The sequence below is a fragment of the Limnoglobus roseus genome (assembly GCF_008254045.1).
In the GTDB taxonomy this organism is placed as follows: Bacteria; Planctomycetota; Planctomycetia; order Gemmatales; family Gemmataceae; genus Limnoglobus; species Limnoglobus roseus.
Map to the genome: position 1 here is coordinate 2,588,601 of NZ_CP042425.1, position 21,377 is coordinate 2,609,977.

General features: G+C 65.3%; 25 protein-coding genes. 16 read left to right on the plus strand and 9 right to left on the minus strand.

Annotated elements, in window-relative coordinates; genetic code table 11:
• Window position 1: 1 nt before the first annotated feature.
• The 10 genes from PX52LOC_RS10775 (at window position 2) to PX52LOC_RS10820 (ending at window position 7,345) form a co-directional block, all read left to right on the plus strand.
• Complete coding sequence (locus PX52LOC_RS10775) at window positions 2–523, plus strand: HD domain-containing protein (protein ID WP_149110101.1); 522 nt, start codon at window positions 2–4, stop codon at window positions 521–523.
• Window positions 524–567: 44 nt separating this feature from the next.
• Window positions 568–2,121, plus strand: a complete 1,554-nt coding sequence (gene cysS / locus PX52LOC_RS10780; RefSeq protein WP_149110102.1) for a cysteine--tRNA ligase — start codon at window positions 568–570, stop codon at window positions 2,119–2,121.
• A 72-nt stretch (window positions 2,122–2,193) separates the two neighbouring features.
• Window positions 2,194–2,772, plus strand: a complete 579-nt coding sequence (gene ruvC, locus PX52LOC_RS10785) for a crossover junction endodeoxyribonuclease RuvC (RefSeq protein ID WP_149110103.1) — start codon at window positions 2,194–2,196, stop codon at window positions 2,770–2,772.
• A gap of 14 nt (window positions 2,773–2,786) precedes the next feature.
• The gene (ruvA, locus tag PX52LOC_RS10790; RefSeq protein WP_149110104.1) at window positions 2,787–3,422 is read left to right on the plus strand and encodes a Holliday junction branch migration protein RuvA; all 636 of its coding nucleotides are present in this window, start codon (window positions 2,787–2,789) and stop codon (window positions 3,420–3,422) included.
• A 25-nt stretch (window positions 3,423–3,447) separates the two neighbouring features.
• The gene (locus PX52LOC_RS10795; protein WP_149110105.1) at window positions 3,448–3,876 is read left to right on the plus strand and encodes a TIGR03067 domain-containing protein; all 429 of its coding nucleotides are present in this window, start codon (window positions 3,448–3,450) and stop codon (window positions 3,874–3,876) included.
• A 9-nt stretch (window positions 3,877–3,885) separates the two neighbouring features.
• The gene (locus PX52LOC_RS10800) at window positions 3,886–4,080 is read left to right on the plus strand and encodes a DNA-binding protein (RefSeq protein WP_149110106.1); all 195 of its coding nucleotides are present in this window, start codon (window positions 3,886–3,888) and stop codon (window positions 4,078–4,080) included.
• On the plus strand, window positions 4,077–4,484 hold the full coding sequence (locus PX52LOC_RS10805; RefSeq protein WP_149110107.1) for a type II toxin-antitoxin system death-on-curing family toxin: 408 nt from the start codon (window positions 4,077–4,079) through the stop codon (window positions 4,482–4,484). Before PX52LOC_RS10800 ends, PX52LOC_RS10805 begins: the two co-directional genes overlap by 4 nt.
• The gene (ruvB, locus tag PX52LOC_RS10810; RefSeq protein WP_149110108.1) at window positions 4,474–5,532 is read left to right on the plus strand and encodes a Holliday junction branch migration DNA helicase RuvB; all 1,059 of its coding nucleotides are present in this window, start codon (window positions 4,474–4,476) and stop codon (window positions 5,530–5,532) included. Before PX52LOC_RS10805 ends, ruvB begins: the two co-directional genes overlap by 11 nt.
• 119 nt (window positions 5,533–5,651) lie before the next feature.
• Window positions 5,652–6,806: a transcription termination factor Rho gene (gene rho, locus PX52LOC_RS10815; RefSeq protein WP_149110109.1), complete on the plus strand. Its 1,155-nt coding sequence runs from the start codon at window positions 5,652–5,654 to the stop codon at window positions 6,804–6,806.
• 68 nt (window positions 6,807–6,874) lie between these two features.
• Window positions 6,875–7,345: a hypothetical protein gene (locus PX52LOC_RS10820; protein ID WP_149110110.1), complete on the plus strand. Its 471-nt coding sequence runs from the start codon at window positions 6,875–6,877 to the stop codon at window positions 7,343–7,345.
• 24 nt (window positions 7,346–7,369) lie between these two features.
• Here the strand turns inward: PX52LOC_RS10820 and PX52LOC_RS10825 are convergent, their stop codons facing one another.
• Entirely contained in the window at window positions 7,370–8,380 is a 1,011-nt protein-coding gene (locus PX52LOC_RS10825) for a TIGR02996 domain-containing protein (protein ID WP_149110111.1), read from the minus strand.
• A 63-nt stretch (window positions 8,381–8,443) separates the two neighbouring features.
• On the opposite strand from PX52LOC_RS10825, the gene PX52LOC_RS10830 reads away from it, so the two are divergent.
• Both PX52LOC_RS10830 and PX52LOC_RS10835 read left to right on the plus strand, forming a co-directional pair.
• Window positions 8,444–9,145: an HAD-IA family hydrolase gene (locus PX52LOC_RS10830; RefSeq protein WP_149110112.1), complete on the plus strand. Its 702-nt coding sequence runs from the start codon at window positions 8,444–8,446 to the stop codon at window positions 9,143–9,145.
• A 122-nt stretch (window positions 9,146–9,267) separates the two neighbouring features.
• A complete protein-coding gene (locus PX52LOC_RS10835; RefSeq protein WP_149110113.1) occupies window positions 9,268–9,684 on the plus strand; it encodes a hypothetical protein in 417 nt (138 codons plus the stop codon).
• A gap of 97 nt (window positions 9,685–9,781) precedes the next feature.
• Here PX52LOC_RS10835 and PX52LOC_RS10840 read toward each other — a convergent pair whose 3' ends face one another.
• On the minus strand, window positions 9,782–11,125 hold the full coding sequence (locus PX52LOC_RS10840; RefSeq protein ID WP_149110114.1) for a DUF1501 domain-containing protein: 1,344 nt from the start codon (window positions 11,123–11,125) through the stop codon (window positions 9,782–9,784).
• A 116-nt stretch (window positions 11,126–11,241) separates the two neighbouring features.
• Here PX52LOC_RS10840 and pgsA point away from each other — a divergent pair, with 116 nt between their 5' ends.
• Genes pgsA through PX52LOC_RS42400 form a run of 4 tightly spaced genes read left to right on the plus strand, consistent with a single transcriptional unit; the run spans window position 11,242 to window position 14,425 of the window.
• Window positions 11,242–11,796, plus strand: a complete 555-nt coding sequence (pgsA, locus tag PX52LOC_RS10845; protein WP_246173689.1) for a CDP-diacylglycerol--glycerol-3-phosphate 3-phosphatidyltransferase — start codon at window positions 11,242–11,244, stop codon at window positions 11,794–11,796.
• A 12-nt stretch (window positions 11,797–11,808) separates the two neighbouring features.
• Window positions 11,809–12,519, plus strand: coding sequence for a hypothetical protein (locus PX52LOC_RS10850; protein ID WP_149110116.1), 711 nt, complete (start codon window positions 11,809–11,811; stop codon window positions 12,517–12,519).
• A complete protein-coding gene (locus PX52LOC_RS10855) occupies window positions 12,516–13,769 on the plus strand; it encodes a DUF3748 domain-containing protein (RefSeq protein ID WP_149110117.1) in 1,254 nt (417 codons plus the stop codon). The genes PX52LOC_RS10850 and PX52LOC_RS10855 overlap by 4 nt, the downstream gene beginning before the upstream one ends.
• Entirely contained in the window at window positions 13,766–14,425 is a 660-nt protein-coding gene (locus PX52LOC_RS42400; protein ID WP_246173690.1) for a hypothetical protein, read from the plus strand. Before PX52LOC_RS10855 ends, PX52LOC_RS42400 begins: the two co-directional genes overlap by 4 nt.
• Before the next feature lie 79 nt (window positions 14,426–14,504).
• Here the strand turns inward: PX52LOC_RS42400 and PX52LOC_RS10865 are convergent, their stop codons facing one another.
• The 7 genes from PX52LOC_RS10865 to PX52LOC_RS10895 form a co-directional block, all read right to left on the minus strand.
• A complete protein-coding gene (locus PX52LOC_RS10865; protein ID WP_149110118.1) occupies window positions 14,505–16,118 on the minus strand; it encodes an ArnT family glycosyltransferase in 1,614 nt (537 codons plus the stop codon).
• Between the two features lie 6 nt (window positions 16,119–16,124).
• Window positions 16,125–17,102, minus strand: coding sequence for a polysaccharide deacetylase family protein (locus PX52LOC_RS10870; protein WP_149110119.1), 978 nt, complete (start codon window positions 17,100–17,102; stop codon window positions 16,125–16,127).
• Complete coding sequence (locus PX52LOC_RS10875) at window positions 17,099–18,460, minus strand: NAD(P)/FAD-dependent oxidoreductase (protein ID WP_149110120.1); 1,362 nt, start codon at window positions 18,458–18,460, stop codon at window positions 17,099–17,101. The genes PX52LOC_RS10870 and PX52LOC_RS10875 overlap by 4 nt, the downstream gene beginning before the upstream one ends.
• Entirely contained in the window at window positions 18,435–19,142 is a 708-nt protein-coding gene (locus tag PX52LOC_RS10880) for a class I SAM-dependent methyltransferase (protein ID WP_149110121.1), read from the minus strand. The genes PX52LOC_RS10875 and PX52LOC_RS10880 overlap by 26 nt, the downstream gene beginning before the upstream one ends.
• A complete protein-coding gene (locus PX52LOC_RS10885; protein WP_149110122.1) occupies window positions 19,139–19,756 on the minus strand; it encodes an acyltransferase in 618 nt (205 codons plus the stop codon). Before PX52LOC_RS10885 ends, PX52LOC_RS10880 begins: the two co-directional genes overlap by 4 nt.
• 141 nt (window positions 19,757–19,897) lie before the next feature.
• The gene (locus PX52LOC_RS10890) at window positions 19,898–20,893 is read right to left on the minus strand and encodes a Gfo/Idh/MocA family protein (RefSeq protein ID WP_149110123.1); all 996 of its coding nucleotides are present in this window, start codon (window positions 20,891–20,893) and stop codon (window positions 19,898–19,900) included.
• A 33-nt stretch (window positions 20,894–20,926) separates the two neighbouring features.
• Window positions 20,927–21,358, minus strand: a complete 432-nt coding sequence (locus PX52LOC_RS10895) for a hypothetical protein (protein ID WP_149110124.1) — start codon at window positions 21,356–21,358, stop codon at window positions 20,927–20,929.
• Window positions 21,359–21,377: the final 19 nt, after the last annotated feature.

Sequence of the window (21,377 nt, forward strand, 5' to 3'; positions counted from 1 at the left end):
CATGGACACGGCCGCCATCATCCGCGAGATTCTCGAAGGGTACGCCCTCCACCCGCGCGGCTTTCATGGCGTCGTCCACTGGGCACGGGTGATGGAGAACGGCCTGAAGTTGGCCGCCGCGAACGGGGCCGACCCGACGGTCGTGACGCTGTTCGCCCTGTTCCACGACTCCCGGCGCGAAAGTGACGGGCCAGATTGGGGCCACGGCCTCCGCGGGGCACGGCTGGCGAAGCAACTCCGCGGCACGGTGTTCGACCTGAACGACGCCGACTTCGAACTGCTGTACCGGGCGTGCGAACACCACACGGAAGGCCGGTCCGACGAGAGCGTGACCGTCTGCACCTGTTGGGACGCCGACCGCCTCGACCTCGGCCGCGTCGGCATCACGCCGGACCCGAAGTACCTGTGCACGAAGGAAGCTCGCCGGCCGGAGATGATCGCCTGGGCCGACAAGCGGGCGAAGACCGATTTCGGACCGACCATCGTGCAAGCGCGGTGGGGAATCCCGCTCGAAGTTGAGTAAAACAGACGCCAACAGGATCGAACCTACAGCCCCGAGAGACCAGGATGGCACTGCAAGTTTACTCCACGCTGACGCGCAAGAAGGAACCGTTCCACAAGAAACCCGGCGACGCGGTGACGATGTACGTCTGCGGGCCGACGGTCTACAAGCCCAGCCACATCGGGCACATGGTCGGGCCGGTCATCTTCGACACGGTGAAGCGGTACCTCACGTACCTCGGCTACAAGGTGACGTGGGTGGTCAACATCACCGACGTGGACGACAAACTCATCGTCCGGGCCGGCGAGTTGAAGACGACCGTGCCGGAACTCGCCACGAAGATGACCGACGACTACTTCGATTGCCTCAAGAAGCTCAACGTCACCGGCATCGACCAGTTCCCGAAGGCGACCGAGCACATCGACGGCATGATCGCGATGATGGCGAAGCTCATCGAGAAGGGCTGCGCGTACCCGGCCGACGGCGACGTGTACTTCGACGTGTCGAAGGACCAGGACTACGGCAAGCTCTGCGGGTTTGACCCGGAGCAACTCGAAGGGGCCGGCCGCGAAGTGAGCGGCAAGAAGAAGAACCCCGGCGACTTCGCGCTCTGGAAGGGGGCGAAGCCGGGCGAGCCGAAGGAAGTGACGTGGGAATCGCCGTGGGGGCCGGGTCGCCCGGGGTGGCACATCGAGTGCAGCGTCATGAGCCAGAAACTGCTCGGCGACACGCTCGATATTCACGGCGGCGGCCTCGACCTGCGCTTCCCCCACCACGAGAACGAACTCGCCCAAAGCGAGAGCGCCAGCGACAAGACGTTCGCGAAGGTGTGGATGCACAACGGCCTGTTGAAGCTCCGCACGCCGGATGGCAAAGAGGACAAAATGTCCGGCTCGCTCGGCAACGTGCTGAACGTCGCCGACGCCTTCGACCGCGGCGTGAGCGGCGAACTCTTGCGGTTCTTCCTCATCAGCACGCACTACCGCTCGCCCATTGACCTGGGCACGTGGGACCCGAAGACCGAGCCGTTGCCGTCGGCCATCGAGAACGCGCGGAAGGCGTTCGACACGTTCATCCGGTTCACCGAACGCTTCCAGCGGATCACCGGGCAGAGCTTTTACGACTCGCTGAAGGTCGACCCGCGGCGGACACTGTCGGTGGACATGAGCGGCTACCTGTCGCGGTTCGGCGAGCACATGAACGACGACTTCAACACCGGCGGGGCGGTCGGCGTGATGTTCGAGTTGGTTACCACCCTCAACCGCACGGCCGACCTGAACCGTCTGGAAGACTCGGCCCCGAAGCGGGACGATCGGTCCCTGGCGACGTTCGGCGAAGGGGCGATGTTGCTGAAGGAGATGGGCCAAATCCTCGGCCTGTTCCAGCAGAAGCCGGAGGCCGCGAAACTCGGCGGCGACGACAACCTCGTCGCGGGGCTGATGAGCCTGCTCATCGACCTGCGGAACAACCTCCGCACGACCGCGAAGGGGATCGCCGACAAGGCCGACCCGACGAAGAAGGCGTTGTTCGACCAGACCGACTTGATCCGCAAACGACTCGCGGAGTTGAACGTCACGCTCGAAGACCGCCCCGCCGGCACGACCTGGCGGGTAGGATGAAAACTGAAGGCCCGGGACCGCCGTCCCGGGGTCTTCGCCCAATTCCCACATTCCCAAATAGGAGGCCGACGCATGGCAGCGGACGCCCCTCGCATCCTCGGCATCGACCCCGGCTTGCAAGTCACCGGGTACGCCGTTCTCGAAGTCACCGACGCCGGCCCGAAGCTGTGCGAGGCGGGTGTCATTCGCACCACGGACGAGCGCGACACTGCTGACATGGCGAAACGCCTCACGACGATTTACGATTCCATCACCGAAGTTTTCGACCAGTGGCGGCCCGGCGTGTTGGCGGTGGAACAACTGTTCTCCCACTACGACCACCCGCGGACGGCAATCCTCATGGGCCACGCCCGCGGGGTGTACTTTCTCGCGGCCGGGCAGCGCGGCATCCCCGTGCTGAGTTACGCCCCGACGCGGGTGAAGAAGACCGTTACTGGTAGCGGCCGGGCGGGCAAGGAGCAGATGCAGTACGCAATCATGCGGGAGTTCGGCCTGGCGAAACCACCGGAACCACACGACGTGGCCGACGCGATGGCGATTGCCCTGTGCCACTACTTCATTGGCAACCCCGCCCGCCGCGGTGGACCGCCCTCGGCCTTGCACACCGGCGTAAACCTGAAAGCGTTGCTCGGCAACGACGAAGCCGCTTAGCGGAAGATTCGCTCATGATGACGAAGATGACGGGCACCTTGGTCCGCGTACTCGACGACGAGGTGCGCGTCAGTGTCGGGCCGTTCGAGTATCAGCTGCTCGTGCCCGAAAGCGTGCGGCGATTGCTGCAAATGAAGGTCGGCCAGGAGATCGTCTTCCACACCAGTGAGTACCTGGAAGGCAACCAATCGGGCAGCCGATTCGTGCCGCGGAAGATCGGCTTCCTGACGGAGATGGAACTGGAGTTCTTCGACCTGTTCTGCACCGTGGATAAGATCGGCGTGAAAAAGGCGTTGAAGGCGCTCTCGCGGTCGCCGAAGGAGATTGCGAACGCCATCAGTCGCGAGGACGCGAAGTGGCTAACCACGCTTCCCGGCATCGGCGCGACCACCGCCGAACAGATCGTCAGCACGCTGAAGCGCAAGGTGACGAAGTACGCCCTCGCCAGCGATTTCGGCCAACCCGGCTCCGAAGGCGAGGCCGTGCCGGTCCCGAGTGGGGCCGCCCAACTGATCGAAGACATTTACCAAGCCCTGATGAGCGTCGGCTTGAATCCGCTCGAAGCCCGCTCGAAACTCGACAGCCTGCTGAAGTCCGGCCAGAAGTTCGACACCATCGAGGCTGGATTGACGCTGATTTACTCGAAGTGATTTCCGTTCCGACAAGGAGGTCGACATGGCCCGCGTTCTGTTCGCACTGCTGACCGTCGTTCTGGTGAGTGGTTTCGCCCGCGCCGACGACAAGACCGAGATGAAAGCCCTTGCCGGCAAGTGGACGGTCGCCGACGCCGAGGTCGATGGCAAGAAGGTGTCGGAGACGTTCAAAAACCTGGAGCTGGTCCTTGAAGGCGGTAACTACACGGTAAAGGTCGGCGGTATGGAGGACAAGGGCACGGTGACGGTGAACACGGCGAAGGCGCCGAAGGCGATGGACGTGAGCGGCACGGAAGGCCCGAACCGCGGCCAAACGTACCCGTGCATCTATGAACTCAAAGACGACACGCTAACCATCTGCTACGGCCTCGATTTCAAGACCCGTCCGACGGAACTGAAGACGGCCGACAAGTCGAACACCATGCTGATCGTGTACAAGAGGAAGAAGTGAGGACCGACCATGACCGTAACGATTGACCTGTCCGCCGAGCGATTCGCGGAACTGACGACGATTGCCGAAGCCGCTGGCGTCCCGGTAGAAGAGTGGCTTCACCGGGAGGTCGAAGGCTTGATTGATCGAAACCGGTCGTTCCGCTCCGCGGCCGATTACGTGCTGGAGAAGAACGCCGAACTCTACCGACGGTTGGCGAAATGATCTACCTCACGCGCGATGAAGTCATCCAACTTCAAGCCGCTGTCGTCGCGCGATCGGGAGGCGGGACGGGAATCCTCGACTTGGGGAAAATTGACTCGGCCGTCGCACCGCCGCGAATGACCTTCGGCGGCCAAGACCTCTATCCAACCCTCGCCGAGAAGTCCGCAGCCCTCGGCTTCTCGTTGGCTTGCAACCACGGTTTCGTGGACGGCAACAAGCGGATCGGCCATGCGGCAATGGAAACCTTTCTCGTGTTGAACGGTCACGAGATCGACGCCCCCGTGGATGAACAAGAGCGAGTGTTCCTCACACTCGCGGCAGCTCAAATGACCCGCGAAGAGTTTACCACCTGGGTTCAACAGCACGTTCGCCCACTAGGGTCGAGAGGATCGCATGGCTCGTGAACGAGTAATCACCCCCGGCGGGGGCAGTCCTGAAGGCGGTGGGAGCAACGAAAGCGATCGGCAACGCGACGCCGCATTGCGGCCGAAGTTGCTGCGCGAAGTCATCGGCCAGAAGAAGGTCGCGAATCGGTTACAGATCGCCGTCAACGCCGCGAAGAAACTGAAGGAGCCGCTTGGCCACATCCTCTTCGACGGTCCGCCCGGCCTCGGCAAGACGACGTTCGCCACGGTGCTGCCGAACGAACTCGGCTCGTCCATTCAGATGACCAGCGGCCCGGCTCTGTCAAAGCCGGCCGACATGCTGCCGTTCCTGACGAACCTGGAGTACGGCAGCATCCTGTTCATCGACGAAATTCACCGGATGCCCCGGGTGGTCGAAGAGTTCATCTACCCGGCGATGGAAGACTTCCGCATCGACATCGTCCTCGGCGAAGGCGTGAACGCCCGCACCATCAACATGAAGCTGAAGCCGTTCACGCTGATCGGCGCGACGACCCGCAGCGGCATGTTGTCCGGCCCGATGCGCGACCGCTTCAAGATGCAGGAACACCTCGACTACTACACCATCGACGAACTCGCGCAGATCGTCAGTATCAACGCGAAAAAGCTCGCCCTGCCGATGGCCCCGGAAGCGGCGGTCGAGCTGGCCCAGCGTAGCCGCGGCACGCCGCGGGTGGCGAACAGCCGCCTCTACTGGGTGCGGAGCTACCACGCCGGCCACCCGGCCATTGCCGATGGCCCGGTGACGCTGGACATCTCGCGGCAAGCACTCGACATGCAAGAGGTTGACCGCGACGGCCTCGACAAGCAAGACCGCCGTTACCTCGAAACGCTCATCGACGTGTTCGGCGGCGGCCCGACCGGCGTGGAAGCGATTGCCGCGACGATGAACATAGCCAGCGACACACTCACGGATGAAATCGAGCCCTACCTGTTACGCGAGCAGTTCATCGTCCGCTCGCCGCGCGGCCGCATCGCCACGCCGCGGGCGTTTGAGCTGCTGGGGAAGTCGCAGCCGAAGCCGAACGGCGGATCGTTGTTTGATTGAATCGCACTTTTCGCTACCCACGGTGGCCGTTGTGCCTTACAATCGTGACATCTGCGACGGCTCGCCGCTTTCTCCGATCTCCGCTGATGTGAGTTCTTCCGTTTCGGAACCTGTTTGACATGCAACCGGCCCCCGTGTTCCAAGGCGTCCTCGAGCGCCACCCGCGCGGCTACGGCTTCCTCCGTAGCCCGGCCCGCAACTATCGTAACGCGGCCGACGACCCGTACGTGCCCGGTGCCTTCATCGACAAGTTCAACCTTGCCGAAGGCATCCACATTTCCGGCGTCCTCGAACCGCCGCGCCGCGGGCAGGGTCCGCGGCTCGCGACCATCGAGCAAATCGAAGGCGGCGACCCGAAGGCGTTCCGCCGCCGCGTGTGGGACGAACTGACGGCCACCGACCCCGGCGTGGCGATCCGCCTGGAGACGACGCCGGACGTGCTGACCACCCGCGTCATGGACATGTTCACGCCGATCGGGAAGGGGCAGCGCGGCCTGCTCGTCGCGCCGCCGCGGTCCGGCAAGACGGTGCTGCTGTCCCACATCGCTTCGGCCGTGGCGAAGAACCACCCGGAGATGTACCTCATCATCCTGCTGGTCGACGAACGTCCGGAGGAAGTCACCGAGATTCGGCGGTTGGTCAAGAGCTTCGTCCCGGCCGACGGCGTCGGTGCGGAACGCTACCAACTCGTCGCGTCGTCGTCCGACATGGACACCGCCAGCCACGTCCGCCTCGCGGAACTGTGCGTCGAGCGGGCGAAGCGACTGACCGAACAGGGCAAGGACGTGCTGGTGCTGCTCGACAGCCTGACGCGGTTGGCCCGTGCGTACAACAAGCACTCCGGCAACAGCGGTCGCACCATGAGCGGCGGCGTGGACAGCCGGGCGCTGGAAATCCCCAAACGTCTCTTCGGCTCGGCCCGCGCCTTCGAGGAGGGCGGCACGCTGACCATCCTCGGCACCGCGCTGATCGAAACCGGCAGCCGGATGGACGACGTGATCTTTCAGGAGTTCAAGGGCACCGGCAACATGGAACTGGTGCTCGACCGCCGCATCGCCGAGAAGCGCATCTACCCGGCCATCGACCTCGGGGCGTCCGGCACGCGGAAGGAAGAACGCCTGATCCCGCCCGAGAAGTTGGAGCGGATCAACCTGCTCCGCCGCAGCCTGATGCAGATGAAGCCGGTGGACGCGATGGACTCGCTCATCAAGCAACTCCGGAAGACCGAGAGCAATGAAGAGTTCCTGCAGATGGTCGGCAAGTTCGTGAAGTGACCCGCCGTTAAATCTCCCACCGTCGGCGAGCGAATAGACTGCTGCCACCCTCCCCGGAGCGTCTTCGCATGGCCCCGCCTGTCTATGACATCCCGCCCGACCGCCAGGCGATGTACTACGGCGGCATGGTCCTGTCCGGCCTCGGGCTGCTGCTGTTCCTGTCGAACTTTTGCGTCATCGCCTCGCTTGCCGACCGCGGGCACGTGTCCGTTCCGTCGGTTTCTTCAGGACCATCGTTCGGCGGGTTCTTCGCACGGGGCCTCGGTGGGATGCTGCTCATGGCCGCCGGCCGCGGCCTGACGGCCGTGGGCCAGTCCGGTTGGGCCGGAGCGGGTGTCGTGCTGAACCCACAACAGGCCCGTAAAGACCTTGAGCCGATGAACCGGGCAGCGGGTGGCTTGTTGAACGACGTACTGGAAGAAGTGGACGCCTTGAAGGCGAGTCCGGCGGAACCGACAGTCAAGGTTCGCTGTCGGGCGTGTCGGGCGTTGAACGACGAGGCGGCGAAGTTCTGCGACCAGTGCGGCAAGGCGATGTAAGGCGGCGTGAAGTCCGTGAAACTTTCAGCCCGTTACGTGGATCGTCACGTCCGGGCCGGTCGGCGTGTCGGTGATTTCGATCAGGAACTCATACGGCTGGCCGCGCTGCTCGAACCGCACCAGTCCAGTCTCAAAGGGCGGCCGCACGCCCACCAACTCCGGCAACCCGGCCAGTTCCCGCAGGTACGCGATCACGTCGTTCTGGAGCCACCACGGGATCACGTTCCACTCGCGCCAGCCTTGCAGGTCGCGCATCGAGACGAGGCTGCCGTGCGACTCTGGGGCCATGCGGACCATCCGCGACTGGCGGTTGATGGCGTCGCCCAAGATGCCCTGCACCAGCCGCACGACCGGCGGCACGTCGATCCGCGCGAACGGCCCGGTGTTGTTGAGTTGCCAACCCGTGGGGAAACCGAGCAGGAGCGTTCGCACGGTCGTCTCCTCGCGGAGCCGGGCGTAGCTGCGGTCGATGGCCCCGGCCAACTCGTCCGGGTACGCCCGCACGCAGTACACGGCGGCCTTCGCGAACTCCACCTCGTCCCGCTCGACGGCGGCCAGCAACCGCCGCGGGTCGGCACTGGCGACGATCAGCGTCCGCTCCGTCCACACCTTCCCCACGCCGCTCGCGTGCCACCCGGACCAGTCCACGGGCAGCAACTCCATCCCCTGCGCGACCCACTCCCACACCTGCGAGGCGACCGGCACCGGCACGGTGACTCCCGCGAGCCGCACGGTGATGTTGGGGGCGGGGAGCAGTTGCAACAGGCCGACCGACTGGGGCACGAACTCGTCGAACGGCAGTTCCATCGTCGTCGTCACGTCGCGGGCCGCGAGGGCCCGCCGGTCGGTCCGCTCCTGCGGTCGCATCGCCCCGTGGTGCGCGACCGTTCCGAGGCGGACGTACCGCGCCCACGCCGCGTCGGCCGCGGTGCCGCCGTCTTCGAGCCAGTCGGCGAACACCAGCCGCGCGACCTCGTCGGCCGGGTTGTCGAGTGCCGCCTTGAACAACGCCTGCGCTTCCGTCGTCCGCGACATGACACCCGCCCCCCGCGACCGCTATGCTAGATTCATTCTACTCGCAAAAGGCGGCTGCCCCTCATGCCGATTCCGTCCGCGATCCGGGCCGTCTTCTTCGACGCCGTCGGCACGCTTATCCACCCCACGCCGTCGGCCCCCGAGGTGTACGCGCACGTCGCCGCCCGCTTCGGCCTGGTGCTGTCGGCCGCCGAGATTCGCACGCGGTTCCTGGCCGCGTTCCGGGCCGAGGAAGCCGTCGACCGGGCCGCGAACTGGGTCACGTCCGAAGGCCGCGAGGAAGCCCGATGGCGGCGGATCGTGGCCGAGACGCTGCCCGGCGTGCGCGACGCGGAGGCGTGCTTCCGCGAACTGTACGAGCACTACGCCCGACCGGACGCCTGGGTGGTGGACCCGACGGCGGCTTCCGTCTTCGCGGAACTGCGGTCCCGCGGCCTGATCCTGGGGCTGGCGTCGAACTACGACCACCGCCTGGAAGCCGTCGTCGAAGGGCACGCCGAGTTGCGAACCCTACGGCCGCACGTCGTCATCAGTTCGCGGGTCGGCCACCGCAAGCCGAGTCCGGACTTCTTCGCCGAGGTGGTAGGAGCGGTGGGAATGTCGCCGGGCGAGGCGTTGCTCGTTGGCGACGACTTCGAAAATGATTACCTGGGGGCAAGGGCGGTGGGGATGGGGGCCGTGCTGCTCGATCCGAACAATCGAAACCCCGAGGTTGGAGATCGCATCCGAACATTGCCGGAACTGGCCCAAGAAATGGCCCACTGACGACAATTTCGTCATCAGCGATGATTCGGTCGGGAGCATTTTCTAGGGATGGCACGTCGCTTGCTCCAACAAGTTTAGCCACCGATGTGGCTGGCTCTCACCCTTTCGCCGTTGGTGTAATCATGGCCATGCTCACCCAACCCGCCTTCGGTCCCAAACTCTCCATCGGGCTGATCCTCGCCGGCACGCTCATGGACGTCTGGACCCTGGTCTGGCGATTCACCCTGGGCGGGGACGAACTGACCCCGACCTCGCGTTTCTTCTTCTACGGAACCCTGTTGACGGGCATCACACTCTTGCTCGTGGGCTTGTTCCTGGGTCACATCGGTCGGGCCGCACGGAAAGCCGAAATGCCCCCGGCGGAAATTACAACCGCGGAAGCGGCGATCAACCAGACGGCTGCGGCCCACCCGCCGGCCGTGGTCTCGAACATGGGGGGCGTGGCCCCAGGCGTCGCGGGTCAGGTCGCCGTACCCACTAACACGAACCCACGACAAGTTGTGGCGGCCCCAAGTCCGGTCGTCGCGGGCGTGCGATAAGGTTTGCTCAATGTCACGAACGAGCCGCGGCCGAACACGGTCGCGGCTCGTTCGTTTTCATGGGCTGAGAAGGTCACTTCCTTCACGCGAGGAGTCGTCAGCGATTTTCGAAGAGGATGTCCATCGGCCGGCCGGCGTTGATCGCCGTCGGGCGGTTGAGAGTGTCCCGGATTTCCGCGTCCGGCGGTACGCCGAGGGCTTGGTAGATCGTCGCGCCGATGTCGTAGGGCGTGTACGGCTGGCTCACCGGGTGTGCGCCCACTTTGTCCGACTTGCCGATGACGCGACCGCCCACCACGCCACCGCCGGCGAACAGCCCGGAGTAAACCGAAGCCCAGTGGTCGCGACCAGCGACGGTCTGGCCGGGCAGCGTCGAAATCTTTGGCGTCCGGCCGAACTCGCCGAGGACCGCCACCAGCGTGTCGGCGAACAGCCCTTCCTGCTGCAAGTCTTCAATGAGCGCCGCCAATCCCTGGTCCAGCCACGGCAGCAGGCGGTTCTTCAGCTTGCCCCAGTTGTCGGTGTGCGTGTCCCACGTTTGCACGATGCCCATGTTCGCCTGCACGATCGGCACGCCCGACTGCACCAACCGCCGCGCGAGGAGGAGCGACTGGCCGAACTGGTTGCGGCCGTAGCGGTCGCGGACCGTCGGCGCTTCACGGTCGAGGTGGAACGCCGTAGCGACCTTGCCGGAACTGAGCAGTTCGAACGCTTGGTGCTGGTGGCCGCGGAAGGCTGGATCGCCTTGCCCCGACGATTCGAGGTTGTCGAGCAGGCTGCGGCGCGAATCGACACGCGCCGGGTCCACGCCGTCCGGCAGGGAAAAGGCATCCATGCGGAACTTCGGCGAGTTCGGGTCTTGCTTGACCAGCATCGGGTCGTGGTGCGGGCCGAGGAACCCGGCGTGCTGGCCGGGCCACGTCAACGGCCCCTCGATGAGTGAGTGCGGCAGCGTGACGCCGTTGGGGACGCCGTCGTGCCGGGGGCGGACGTAGTTCAGCCCGGCGGCGTAGCACGGCCAATCCCGGCGGGATAGCACGTTGTCCAGGTCGCTGCCACGTTTCAGGGGCATCGTCGAACCGGTCAGCAGGCGGTGCGTGCCGGGCAGGTGGCCGTTCTCGTTGTGCGACAGCGACCGCACGAGTGCCCACGTCTGCATCCGCTTCGCGAGCAGCGGTAGGTGTTCGCAAATCTGGACGCCGGGGATGGCGGTCGAAATCGGCTTGAATTCGCCGCGCATCTCGGCCGGGGCGTCCGGCTTCATGTCGAGCGTGTCGATGTGGCTCAGCCCACCGGTCAGGTTCACGAGAATGACCGACTTCGACTTGCGCGTGGCGGCATGGGCGCGAGACGCGAGCAACGACGGCAAGCCGAGGCCGAGGGCGGTACTGGCCCCCACTTGAACGAACTGACGGCGAGTCGGGGCGGGTGCGATCGGCATGAATGTGTTCCAACGGCGGGATACTATTGTTCTACCCGACCGGCGGCGTTGATGCCAGCAAGACTTCTCATAAAAGTAGGCACACTCCCTGCGTCCTTTTCCACGAGATCGTCCGCGTGCCGGCATCCTCCCTGACCAGTGTCCCGAACCTGCTCTCGCTCTCGCGCGTGCCGCTGGGCATCTCCATCTTCGCGTGCATTGCCTACCAACAGTGGCTCGCGGCGCTCGTCCTGTTCATGATCGCCACGATCACCGATTGGCTCGACGGTTGGTGGGCGCGGCGGTTCAACCTCGTGTCGACGGTCGGTCGCAGTCTCGACCCGCTGACGGACAAGTTCCTCATCTGCGGCACGTTCATCTACCTGCAAGCCGCGAACGTCGGCATCTTGCCGTGGATGGTCACGCTCGTGGTCGGGCGGGAAATCCTCATCACGGGTGTCCGCGGCATGGTCGAGGCGGCGGGCAAGAAGTTCGGGGCCGACTGGTTCGGCAAGTTGAAGACGTCCCTCCAGTGTGCCGTCATCCTCGGCGTGCTGTTCCTGCAAACGATCCGCCCGCACGAATCCCCGGTTCTCGACGACGTGTACCGTGTGCTACTCTATGCGATGCTGTTCGCGACCCTGGGCAGCGGCGTGCAGTACCTGATGAAGGCGACGAAGCTCTTGCAATAATCGGAGGTGACGATGGCCGGCGTTCACGGCGAACACATGTACGGCTACGTGGACCGCGTGCCGGGGTTGTGCTACGTCAGCACGCGGTTCTTCCACATCAACTTCGTGCCGCTGATCCCGCTCGGTTCGTTCGTCGTTCTCGAAGGCACCGAGGCCGAGCAGGGCTTCCAGGGCAAGCGGATCGGCTTCAACGCGAAGTCGGTCCTCCTCGGCTACTTCCGCGGGTGGGTCGGCCTCGCGGTTATCGTCCTCTTCGGCTACTGCGCGATTCAGGCGGGCGAAATCTGGTCCGACGGGGCCGACGCCCTGACCCGCGGCCTCGTCATCTGCGGGCTGGTCGCGTGGTACGGCTGCGTCTGGTGGGCGCTCATCGCGTCGCACAAGTCGTGGCTGATCGGGTGGCTGTTGGTCCTCGCCGGGTCGGCCGGCTACTTCGCCTGGGACCACGAGAACCCGCCGCCGCAGAAGCCGGCCAACTTCAACCCGTTCCGGGCCGCCCCGCCAAAGGTGCAGCAGCACCGCGAGGAACTGCCGACCGTATTGCTCTACGCCAACGGCTGCCTGTTCGCTCTCAGCGTGTTGCGGACCTTCGACAAGGCCGGGCGGTCGCGGGCTTACGCACTCGGCGAGTTGCTCGGCGTTGGCGACGAGCAGATGGACGCAATCTGGGAGAAGGCGACCGGCCAACCGATTCCGGACGAGTACGCGGAGCCGAGCAGTTGAGCGAACAGCAACTCACGACCGGCCCCGGCGGCCGCATCCTCACGAACGTCGGCGTCTGGTCGCCGGACGGCAAGTGGATCGTCTACGACACCCGTTCCGACGCGGCCGGCGAAACCTTCGACGGCACCCGCATCGAGGCCGTCCACGTCGAGACGCGAGAAATCCGCACCCTCTACGAGTCGAAGCACGGGGCGAACTGTGGCGTGGCGACGTGGCACCCGAAGGAGCCGAAGGTCGTCTTCATCCTCGGCCCGGAGAACCCGACGGCCGACTGGAAGTACGGTGCCTCGCGGCGGCAGGGCGTGATCGTGGACGCCAGCAAGCCCGGCGTGGCCGTGAACCTCGACGCCCGCGATCTGGTGCCGCCGTTCACGCCGGGGGCGCTCCGCGGCGGCTCGCACGTCCACGTCTTCAGCCCCGACGGCGAGCGGGTGAGTTTCACTTATGAAGACCAGTACCTCACGAAGTTCGCGACCGAAACCGCCGACCACGACGCGAACCTCCGCAACGTCGGTGTCAGCGTACCGGCCGGCGTGGTGAAGGTGAACCGCGGCCACCCCCGCAACCACGACGGCGGCTACTTCAGTGTGCTGATCACGAAGACGACGGCGAACCCGAAGCCCGGCTCGGACGAAATCGCAAAGGCGTTCGAGGAAGGCTGGATCGGCAACCGCTCGCTTGCCTTCCAGGGCCACGTCGTCGCGGAGAAGGGCGAGACGATCTCGGAACTGTTCGTCGTCGATCTGCCGGCCGACCTGCGGGTGCCTGGCGACGGCCCCCTGCAAGGCACCGAGACGCGCCGCCCCTTCCCGCCGAAGGGCACGACGCAACGCCGCCTCACGTTCACCGCGAAGCGGAAGCACCCCGGCTTGCAAGGCCCGCGACACTGGCTGCGGTCGTCGCCGGACGGCTCGCGAATCGCCTTCCTGATGAAAGACGACAACGGCGTGCCGCAACTCTGGACGATCCCGCCGACCGGCGGCGAACCCACGCAGGTGACGAGGTTGGAAGCAGGCATCGCGTCGGCCTTCACCTGGAACCCGAAGGGCGGCGAGATCGCGTTCGTCACCGCTGACCGCGTGGCCGTGGCCGACGTGCGTACCGGCGTCGTTCGCTTCGTGACTGACGGCGGACTGTCACCGATCCGGCCGGAGGCGTGCGTGTTCTCTCCGGACGGCTCGCGGGTGGCGTTCGTGCGCCGGGCGAAGGACGAGAACCAGATCTGCATGGCCGAGGTGGCGAAGCCATGACGGAGGAGGAGTGGCTGACAGCGGTTGGTCCCGAATCTCTCTTGAAGTACTTGGGAGCCGCGGGCAGCGAAAGGAAACTGAGGTTGTTTGGCATCCTCTGCTGCCAACAGAACGATGATTTATTCCGCGGGGACAAGCGACTTCTCGGGGCAATTGAATTGGCCCAACGGTTCGTAGAAGGGGGTGTCACAGAACAGGATCGCGCTGCAGTAGAATCGGAAGTGTATGATGCATGGGAGGAATTGCATTTCGACGAACTGGATGATTACCTGCAAGCACCGGCTACACTACTATCTGTGAAGTTTGACCTCTGGAATGCCGAATGGTGTGCGTCTCTCACAGATAGTCTTGGCTCCGAAGAGTCCGGTTTCCCAGGCCAAAAGTCAGAGTGTGATGCCGAACTTGCGGACTACCTCCGCGACATCTTCGGCAGCCCCTTTCGCTCCGTCGCCACTGATCCCCGCTGGCTCACGCCCACCGCGGTCGGCATCGCCCAGGGCATCTACGCCGACCGCGCCTTCGACCGCCTGCCGATTCTGGCCGACGCCCTGCAAGACGCCGGGTGTGAAGACGCCGACATCCTCGCCCACTGTCGCGGTGATGGGCCGCACGTCCGCGGGTGCTGGGTCGTCGATCTCGTCCTGGGGAAGTCGTAACCCACAAGCCCGCAGCGCGAGCAAGGGCAGGCACGCCCTGCCCTTGCTCGCGCTGCGGGCTTGTACAGGTCGCTTTCGATCACTTCACGTCCTGTGAGATGTCGCGGCCGCCCCAAAGCATCGGGATGTTCAGTTTGCGCGGGCCGGCAGGCCGGTTCTTCGGCTGATAAACCCACAGTTCGCTGCCCTCCATCCACTCGATGTTGTGGCTGTCGATCGGCATGACCGCAACTCGCTCGAATCGATCCGGGTACTCCCGCAACACCTTCCGCAGTTGCAGTTGAGCCGGCAGCGTGTACTTCAACGGCGGCTCTTCCACGACGATGAAGTTTGGGCCGAGATCGTCCAGCACCTTCGCAATCGCGGCCTCATCCTTCGCCCACTCGACGTAGGCCGCACCGGGATCGCTTTTCACGGCGTAGAGCAACTTGTCGCCGCGGGCCACCCAGAGACGGCGGGCGGCGTCTTGCGTTCGCACTTCGTAGATGAACGTGCCGTCGAAGTGGCCGTCGAACAGCACGATGCCGGGGCCGTCGGTGCGGTCCAGCACGAACCGGGCGGCGTCGGCGTAGCCGCGAACCCACGGCACCGGCTGCCGTAGCGTCCAGCACCCGGCGTCGCCGACCACCAGCACCACCGCGAGGGCCGTCAGTCCACGCTTGCCGAATCGTCGCAACGGGATCAACGCCGCCTCGGCGGCGAAGACGCACCACGCGGGCAGCCAGTAGATCGTGTGCCGCGTTTCCTGTTCCGCCAGCAGCACGAAGCAGCCGTACACCACGACGACCAGCGCCCAGTACGGCCGCGACTTCGCCCACGATTCTCGGCGGAAGGACGCGAGCAGGCCGACGACGCCGAACGCAGCCGTCACCGCCCCGAGTTGGAAGATCAGCCCCGTCGGATAGTACGTGATCTGCTCCCAGCCGTGGCGAACGATGGTCAGATTCGTACCGGTCGTGGCCCCGAGGGCGTGCTGTTGGCCGACGGTCTTGTACGCCAGCCAGTAGACCGGAGCGAGGGCGGCGAGGATTCCCGTGACCGCGGCCAAGACGTCCCGGCCGAAGACCAACCTCAACTGCCGGGCGAACCCGAGTCCCACGAGGAACAGCGGCGCGAGGAAGACGGCATCGTAGCGGTGCAACCCGGCCGCGACGGTCCAAAACGCGAACAGCAGCAGGTCGCGCCGCCGTTGTTGGCCGAGGTATTTTTCGAAGTGGAACATTGCCCCGAGCAGGCACGCGAGCGTCGGCACTTCGAGCATCACGCCGCGTGTGTTAATGAACACCTCGCGAGAGGCCATCAGCAGCAGGCTCGCGATGACGGCCGTCGTGGTGCCGTGCGTGTGATGGACGAGCTTGAAGCCGTACGCGGTCGTGACGAGCAGGTAGAGCAGCAGGACGTTGCGGGCAGTCTCGTGGCTTGGCCCGACGGCGAGCATGGCCACGCCTTCCACCGCGTAGAACCCCGGCGGCCAGACGAGCAGGCCGAGGCATGGGTACTGCGCGTAGTACCGCTCCGCGTAGGCCCGCGGCGACGACACGCCGCCGTCACGGAGGGCGTCGTGGACGAACACGCCGGTCATGACGTGCCGCGTCTCGTCGCCGCTGAAGTAGGGTTCGGTGGGTTGCCGCCAGCGCAGGTGAACGCCGACGGCGAGCAGGAGCAGGATCGGCAGCAGGAAGGATGGTCGCAAGATCGCCTACGATTTCCGCACGAAGTCCGGCTGCCGCACCGGCAGCTTCACACCTTCCAGAGTCGCCGCGTACCGGCCCATCGGCAAGACTTGAAAGTGCCGGGCCAGTCCGTCGAAGACCTCCGCCGCCAACTCCAACTTCCAGTTGGCGGGGCGGTCCATCGCCGGGAAGAAGCTCAGGTCGCCGTCGTCGTCGGCACCCAAAAAGTCCAGGGGGTGCAAGAGAATCGACGGCTCGACGTGCGCCCAGCGGCAGAACGCCATCGCGGTGCGGAAGTAGTTGCGGGCGGCGAACCGCGAGAACCGGCCGAGGTACAGCAGGTAGCTCAGGTGAATCGGCACCTTCGCCAACGGCAGCGTCGTCACCGGGATTTCGAGCAGTCGGCCGCGGGCCGTCTCCCAGCGGTACGGTTTCAGCGGCCGGTGGCCGTCGGCGATCGTGCCGAAGAGCTTCGCCCGCTTTTTCTTCTCCTCCGGCGAGAGCTTCGCCGTCATGAAGTAGTACGCGCGGGCGAGCGGGCCCAGGTACGTCGGGAACGTCGAGGCATCGAACCGATACCCGCGTTCGAGCAGCACTTCGAGGACCGCCTCGGACGCACTGTAGCCGGGGCCGCGGAAGCCGGTCGGGCGAACGCCGGTCGCCTTCTCGATGGCGTCCTCGGTGCGGCTCAGTTCGTCGTGGATTTGCTCGCGCGAATAGAGGTGCAGCCACGGCTCGTGGTGGAACGAGTGGTTGCCGACTTCGTGGCCGGCGGCCGTGATCGACCGCAGCGTGTCGGCGTGATGGTCGAGGGCCGCGTCCTGCCCGACGATAAACCAGGTGATCGTCAACTTGTGGTCGGCGAGCAGCTTCAGCACCCGCGGCACGACGGTCGGCAGGTACGTCGGCAGTTTGTCCCACCCGGCGTCGCCGTGGGTCTTCAGGTACGACCATTTGTTGTCGAGGTCGAGCGACAGCGACGCCCGCGGCTTCCCGCCCGTCATCGCGGCACCTCCGCGAGCAAGGTCGGCATCGCCCGGTCGGCGAGTTGCAGCGTCTCGTTCACGTTTAGCGTCCCGTTCACGATGTGGGCCGAGTTGACCATGAACAGCCCCGGCACCGCGGTCGCCATCGGCGGCAACTTCGCCGAGTAGTCGAGCGTGGGAATCGCCAGCACGTTCCGCACGCGAGAGACGCGGAACGCGAGCACGTCGTCCGGCGAGAAGTACGGGTACATCTTCGCGAGCGCCGCCAGGAACGATTCGCGAATCTTGTGGTCCGGCTGTTCGAACAGCGGGTCGTCCGGCGACACGTACTTCGGCAGGTAGACGAGGTGCTTGCCGCCGAACTCGGCCGGGTCGACGAGCGTCGTCATCTCGATGACGGCCGTGAACGGGGCGGCGTCGGTGATGTTCGTGACGTAGAAGCGGTCGAGCGGCTTCGTCAGCAACAGCGACGCGCAAACGAGGCCCTGATAGCGGAGGCCCAGCAGTTTCGCCCGCTCGTCGTCCTCGAGGCCGGGGCAGATTTTCGCCGCGACCGGGGCGGTGGTGGTGATCACCACGCGGTCGAACTCTTCGTGCGTGCCGTCGTCGTACTCCACCCCCAGGCAGAACTCGTCGGCCGTGATCTGCGACACCTTCGCGCACTCGCGGACGGCCACGCCGTCCGATTGCAGGCGGTGCGTGTAGCGGTCGAGCAGTGTCCGGTAGCCGCCGCGGAGGTAGCCGAACATCTCTTTCTTGAGGCCGGTCTTTCGGGCGGCGTACATGCGGGCGATGATCGCCCAGATGAACGCGGCCGAGGCGTGCCGGTAGTTCTCGCCGAGCTTCGCCCGCAACAGCGGCAGCCAGATTTTCTCCGTCGTGCCGCGGCCGGACCACTTCCGCAGCCAGTCCACGACTGGGATGTGTTCGAGGTACTGCCAGTCGCGGATCTTCGAGGCCCGCAGGATCGTGAGCGCGAGGCGGAACTTGCTGACGAGGCCGAGCGGCGGGAACTTGAGGAACTCCAGCGAGTTCGACATCGAGTACAGTTTGCCGTCGGTGTAGAAGCCGGTCTTCGTCTCCACCCACCGCAGGCCGCCGGTGAGGGCGAGGTCGTCGATCAGATTCCGCAGTCGCGTGTCGGAGAGCAGAATGACGTGGTAGTGCCGGTCCCAGGTCACGTCGCCGAGTTGCCACGCATCCGCGAGGCCGCCGAGGTGCGGGGCGGACTCGATTAACGTGACGGCGTGCCCGGCCGCGTTCAGTTGCCGGGCGAGGTCCATCCCCAGGATGCCGCCGCCGATAACCGCCCACCGGAGGCCAACGGCCGGCGAATCAGGTGGCGGCGTGTCAGTGTTCACGGTGGCGGGGTGCATGGGGGGTTCGAGTGAGGACCGCGGTGTACCGACCCGCGAAGTGCGTCAGGTTGTGCGGCAGGTATCGCACGGTCAGGCCCGCCGCCGCGGCGAACAGTTCGAGGTCCGCCTTCGCCGGGTGGTAGAGGGGACAGGATTGCGCCGTCGCGTTGTACCGCCGCCGCTCGGCCAGTGTATTCCACACGGCCGACAGAAAGTAGCCGCGGCGAACGCTGAACCGGAACAGTGACCACATATCCGAGAGGACCGAATGCCCCGGCTCGCTCACGTCTGAAAGGATTAACCGGCCGCCGACCGCCAAGAGTTGTTCCCACCGGCGGAGGTTCCGCGTTAGTTCGCCCGGCGACAGGTACTGCACGACACTGTTCACAAGGATCAGGTTGAAGTCGCGTTCGGTTTCATCCCACGGTCGGACGTTGGGAAATTGCGAGAGGTTCGCGGCCGCCCGATCGCACATCGCCGGGGCGGCGTCCCAAACGCGGACTTCGCCGACGTGCGGGGCCAACAGCCCGGCGACGTGCCCGAACCCGCACCCGTAGTCGAGGAGCCGGTCGGTCGCGGCGGGCCGGATCGCCTGCCGGAAGTTGTGGGCGAACGCCTCGCCTTCCGGGTGGAACAGCAACCGCCCGGGCGGAAGGGTTTGCCAGTAGGACAGCCACGGGGTCGCGGTCGGATTGCTCATGTCACCTCATCAACGGTCCAGCCGGTCATCCGGTAGGTTCGCCCGCAATGTGTGCAGGTGAACTGCTCCGGCACCGCAGCCCGCTCCGTGAACCGGGCGAGCAGTTGCCCGCACCGGCAGACGGCCCCGGCCGGCCGGGCCGGGTTGCCGAGAACGAGGTGGAAGTCTAGCACCGATTTCGTCACGATGGAACCCATACCGACCATCGCGAATCGGCCGATCGTCAGATCGTTCCCGATGACGCACCCGGCTCCGATGGTCGCCCCCTCGCGGACGAGTGTGGGCAACGTGTGCTCATCGGGGTCCGACGGCCGCAACTGTTTCAAATCTGGGGTGGTCGCCCGCGGGAAGCGGTCGTTGGTGAAGATGGTGCCGGCGCTAATCATCACGCCGTCTTCGATGGAGACGGCGTTGCAGACGTAGACGAAGCTGTTGATTTTGACGCGGTGGCCGATCCGGACGCCGTAGGCGATGTAGGTCTTCTCGCCGACGATGCACTCGTCGCCGAGGGTGGTGCCGTGCCGGATGTGGACATTGTCCCAGACCGACGTGCCGGCCCCGAGGATGACGCCGGGTTCGAGGATGGCCGTCGGGTGGACACGCGGGGCGGTCATGCGGGTTTTCTCCCTCCCCCTTGAGGGGGGAGGGTTGGGGAGGGGGTGAAACGCGGCTTCGGCGGGTGGAAGCAACCGCCCTCAGCGGCAGCCTCTTCACCCCCACCCTAACCCTCCCCCCTCAAGGGGGGAGGGAATAAATCACACCGTCGTCGCCTCGGTCAGCTGCGTCCAGTCGGCCTGATTCAGCGACCGATACGCGGCGTCGATGGCGGCGACGTTCGCCACGGCGTCATCGACGGTGATAACGAGTTTCTCGCCGTCGCGGAGGTGGCGGGCGAAGTTGCCGACGTTGTCGCGGAACGCCTGCACCTTGTCGTAGCCCTTGCCGAAGACGACCCACTCCTTGTTCGTCAGCTTGTACTTCGACTCTTTCCAGCCGACGCGAATGGTGCCGAGCAGGCCGTGAACGTCGATATAGCTCTCGCGCTCCTTGTTGATGCTCCACGACAGGTCAATGGTGCCCATCACGCCGGCCGCCGACCGCACGAACACCTGGGCCGTGTCCTCGACCGGCAGCGGTTGGAACCGCCGGCCCTCGACGGCGTGAACGTCGCTCAGGGTGCCGAGGAAAAACCGTGTCAGGTCGAGCGAGTGGGCACCGTTGTCGATGAGCACGCCGCCGCCGGAAATCGCGGGGTCGCCGTTCCAGCGGTGCGTCATGTCCACGCGGGACGTGAAGGCGTTTTCGAAGAGAACGACTTCGCCGATCAGCCCGTCGTCGATGAACGCGCGGGCCTTGTTCACGTCGCTGACGTAGCGGAACTTCGAGGCCATCGTCAGCACGCGGTCGGCCTTCCGGGCGGCGGCGGCCATGCGAAACGCGCTCTCGGCCCCGACGGTGAAGGGCTTCTCGCACAGGACGTGCTGGCCGCGTTCGAGCAACTTCACCACCAGTTTCTCGTGCGTCACCGGCGGCGTGGCAATGATGGTAGCGTCGAACTCGGCCATGCCGCAGGCGGTGTCGAGCGTCGCGAACGCCTGGCAGCCCGGCACCGTGGCCGCGACCTTCTGCGCCGCCTCCGGCCGCACGTCGATCACGGCGACGAGTTCCGCGTCCGGGTGGTCGCGGAACGCCTGGGCGTAGCTCTGGGCAATGCCGCCGGCCCCGATCAAGGCGAAACGAGTCTTCTTCATGCGTGTGTCCAAAGGTTGTTCCTGCGAAGCCGGTTATTCATCATCGAACACTTCGTCTATTTTCGGCTCACCCATCTTGAGGGAGCGCAGGAACGAGAGCAACTCACCGCGATGCTCAGAGGGTAAGCTGGCCGGCACTCGAAAATATACGCTTAACCGCCGGGCCGCGCCGCTAACTTGGTGTCCCGACGGAAACGGGATCACGAATCGATACGTCGGTCCGTTGGTCTGATAGAGTCCCCACGACTGGCGGATCATTGTGTCTCGTTGATCCGTATCCCACGCGGATTGCGATTCGAATAATCCCAACTCCCGGAGCAGGCGCACCCTCTGGTGGTCGGTCGGGTCAATCTCAGCGTGAGGGAACGTCCGCTGAATCTCTCGAAGAACCTTCGCCGGCTCGAACGCACCAACCGCATCGTCCCAGAAGTCGAGTTCAAGACTCAGGTGGTCTTCATGGCCCATGTGTGCGTTCCTCGCTCAC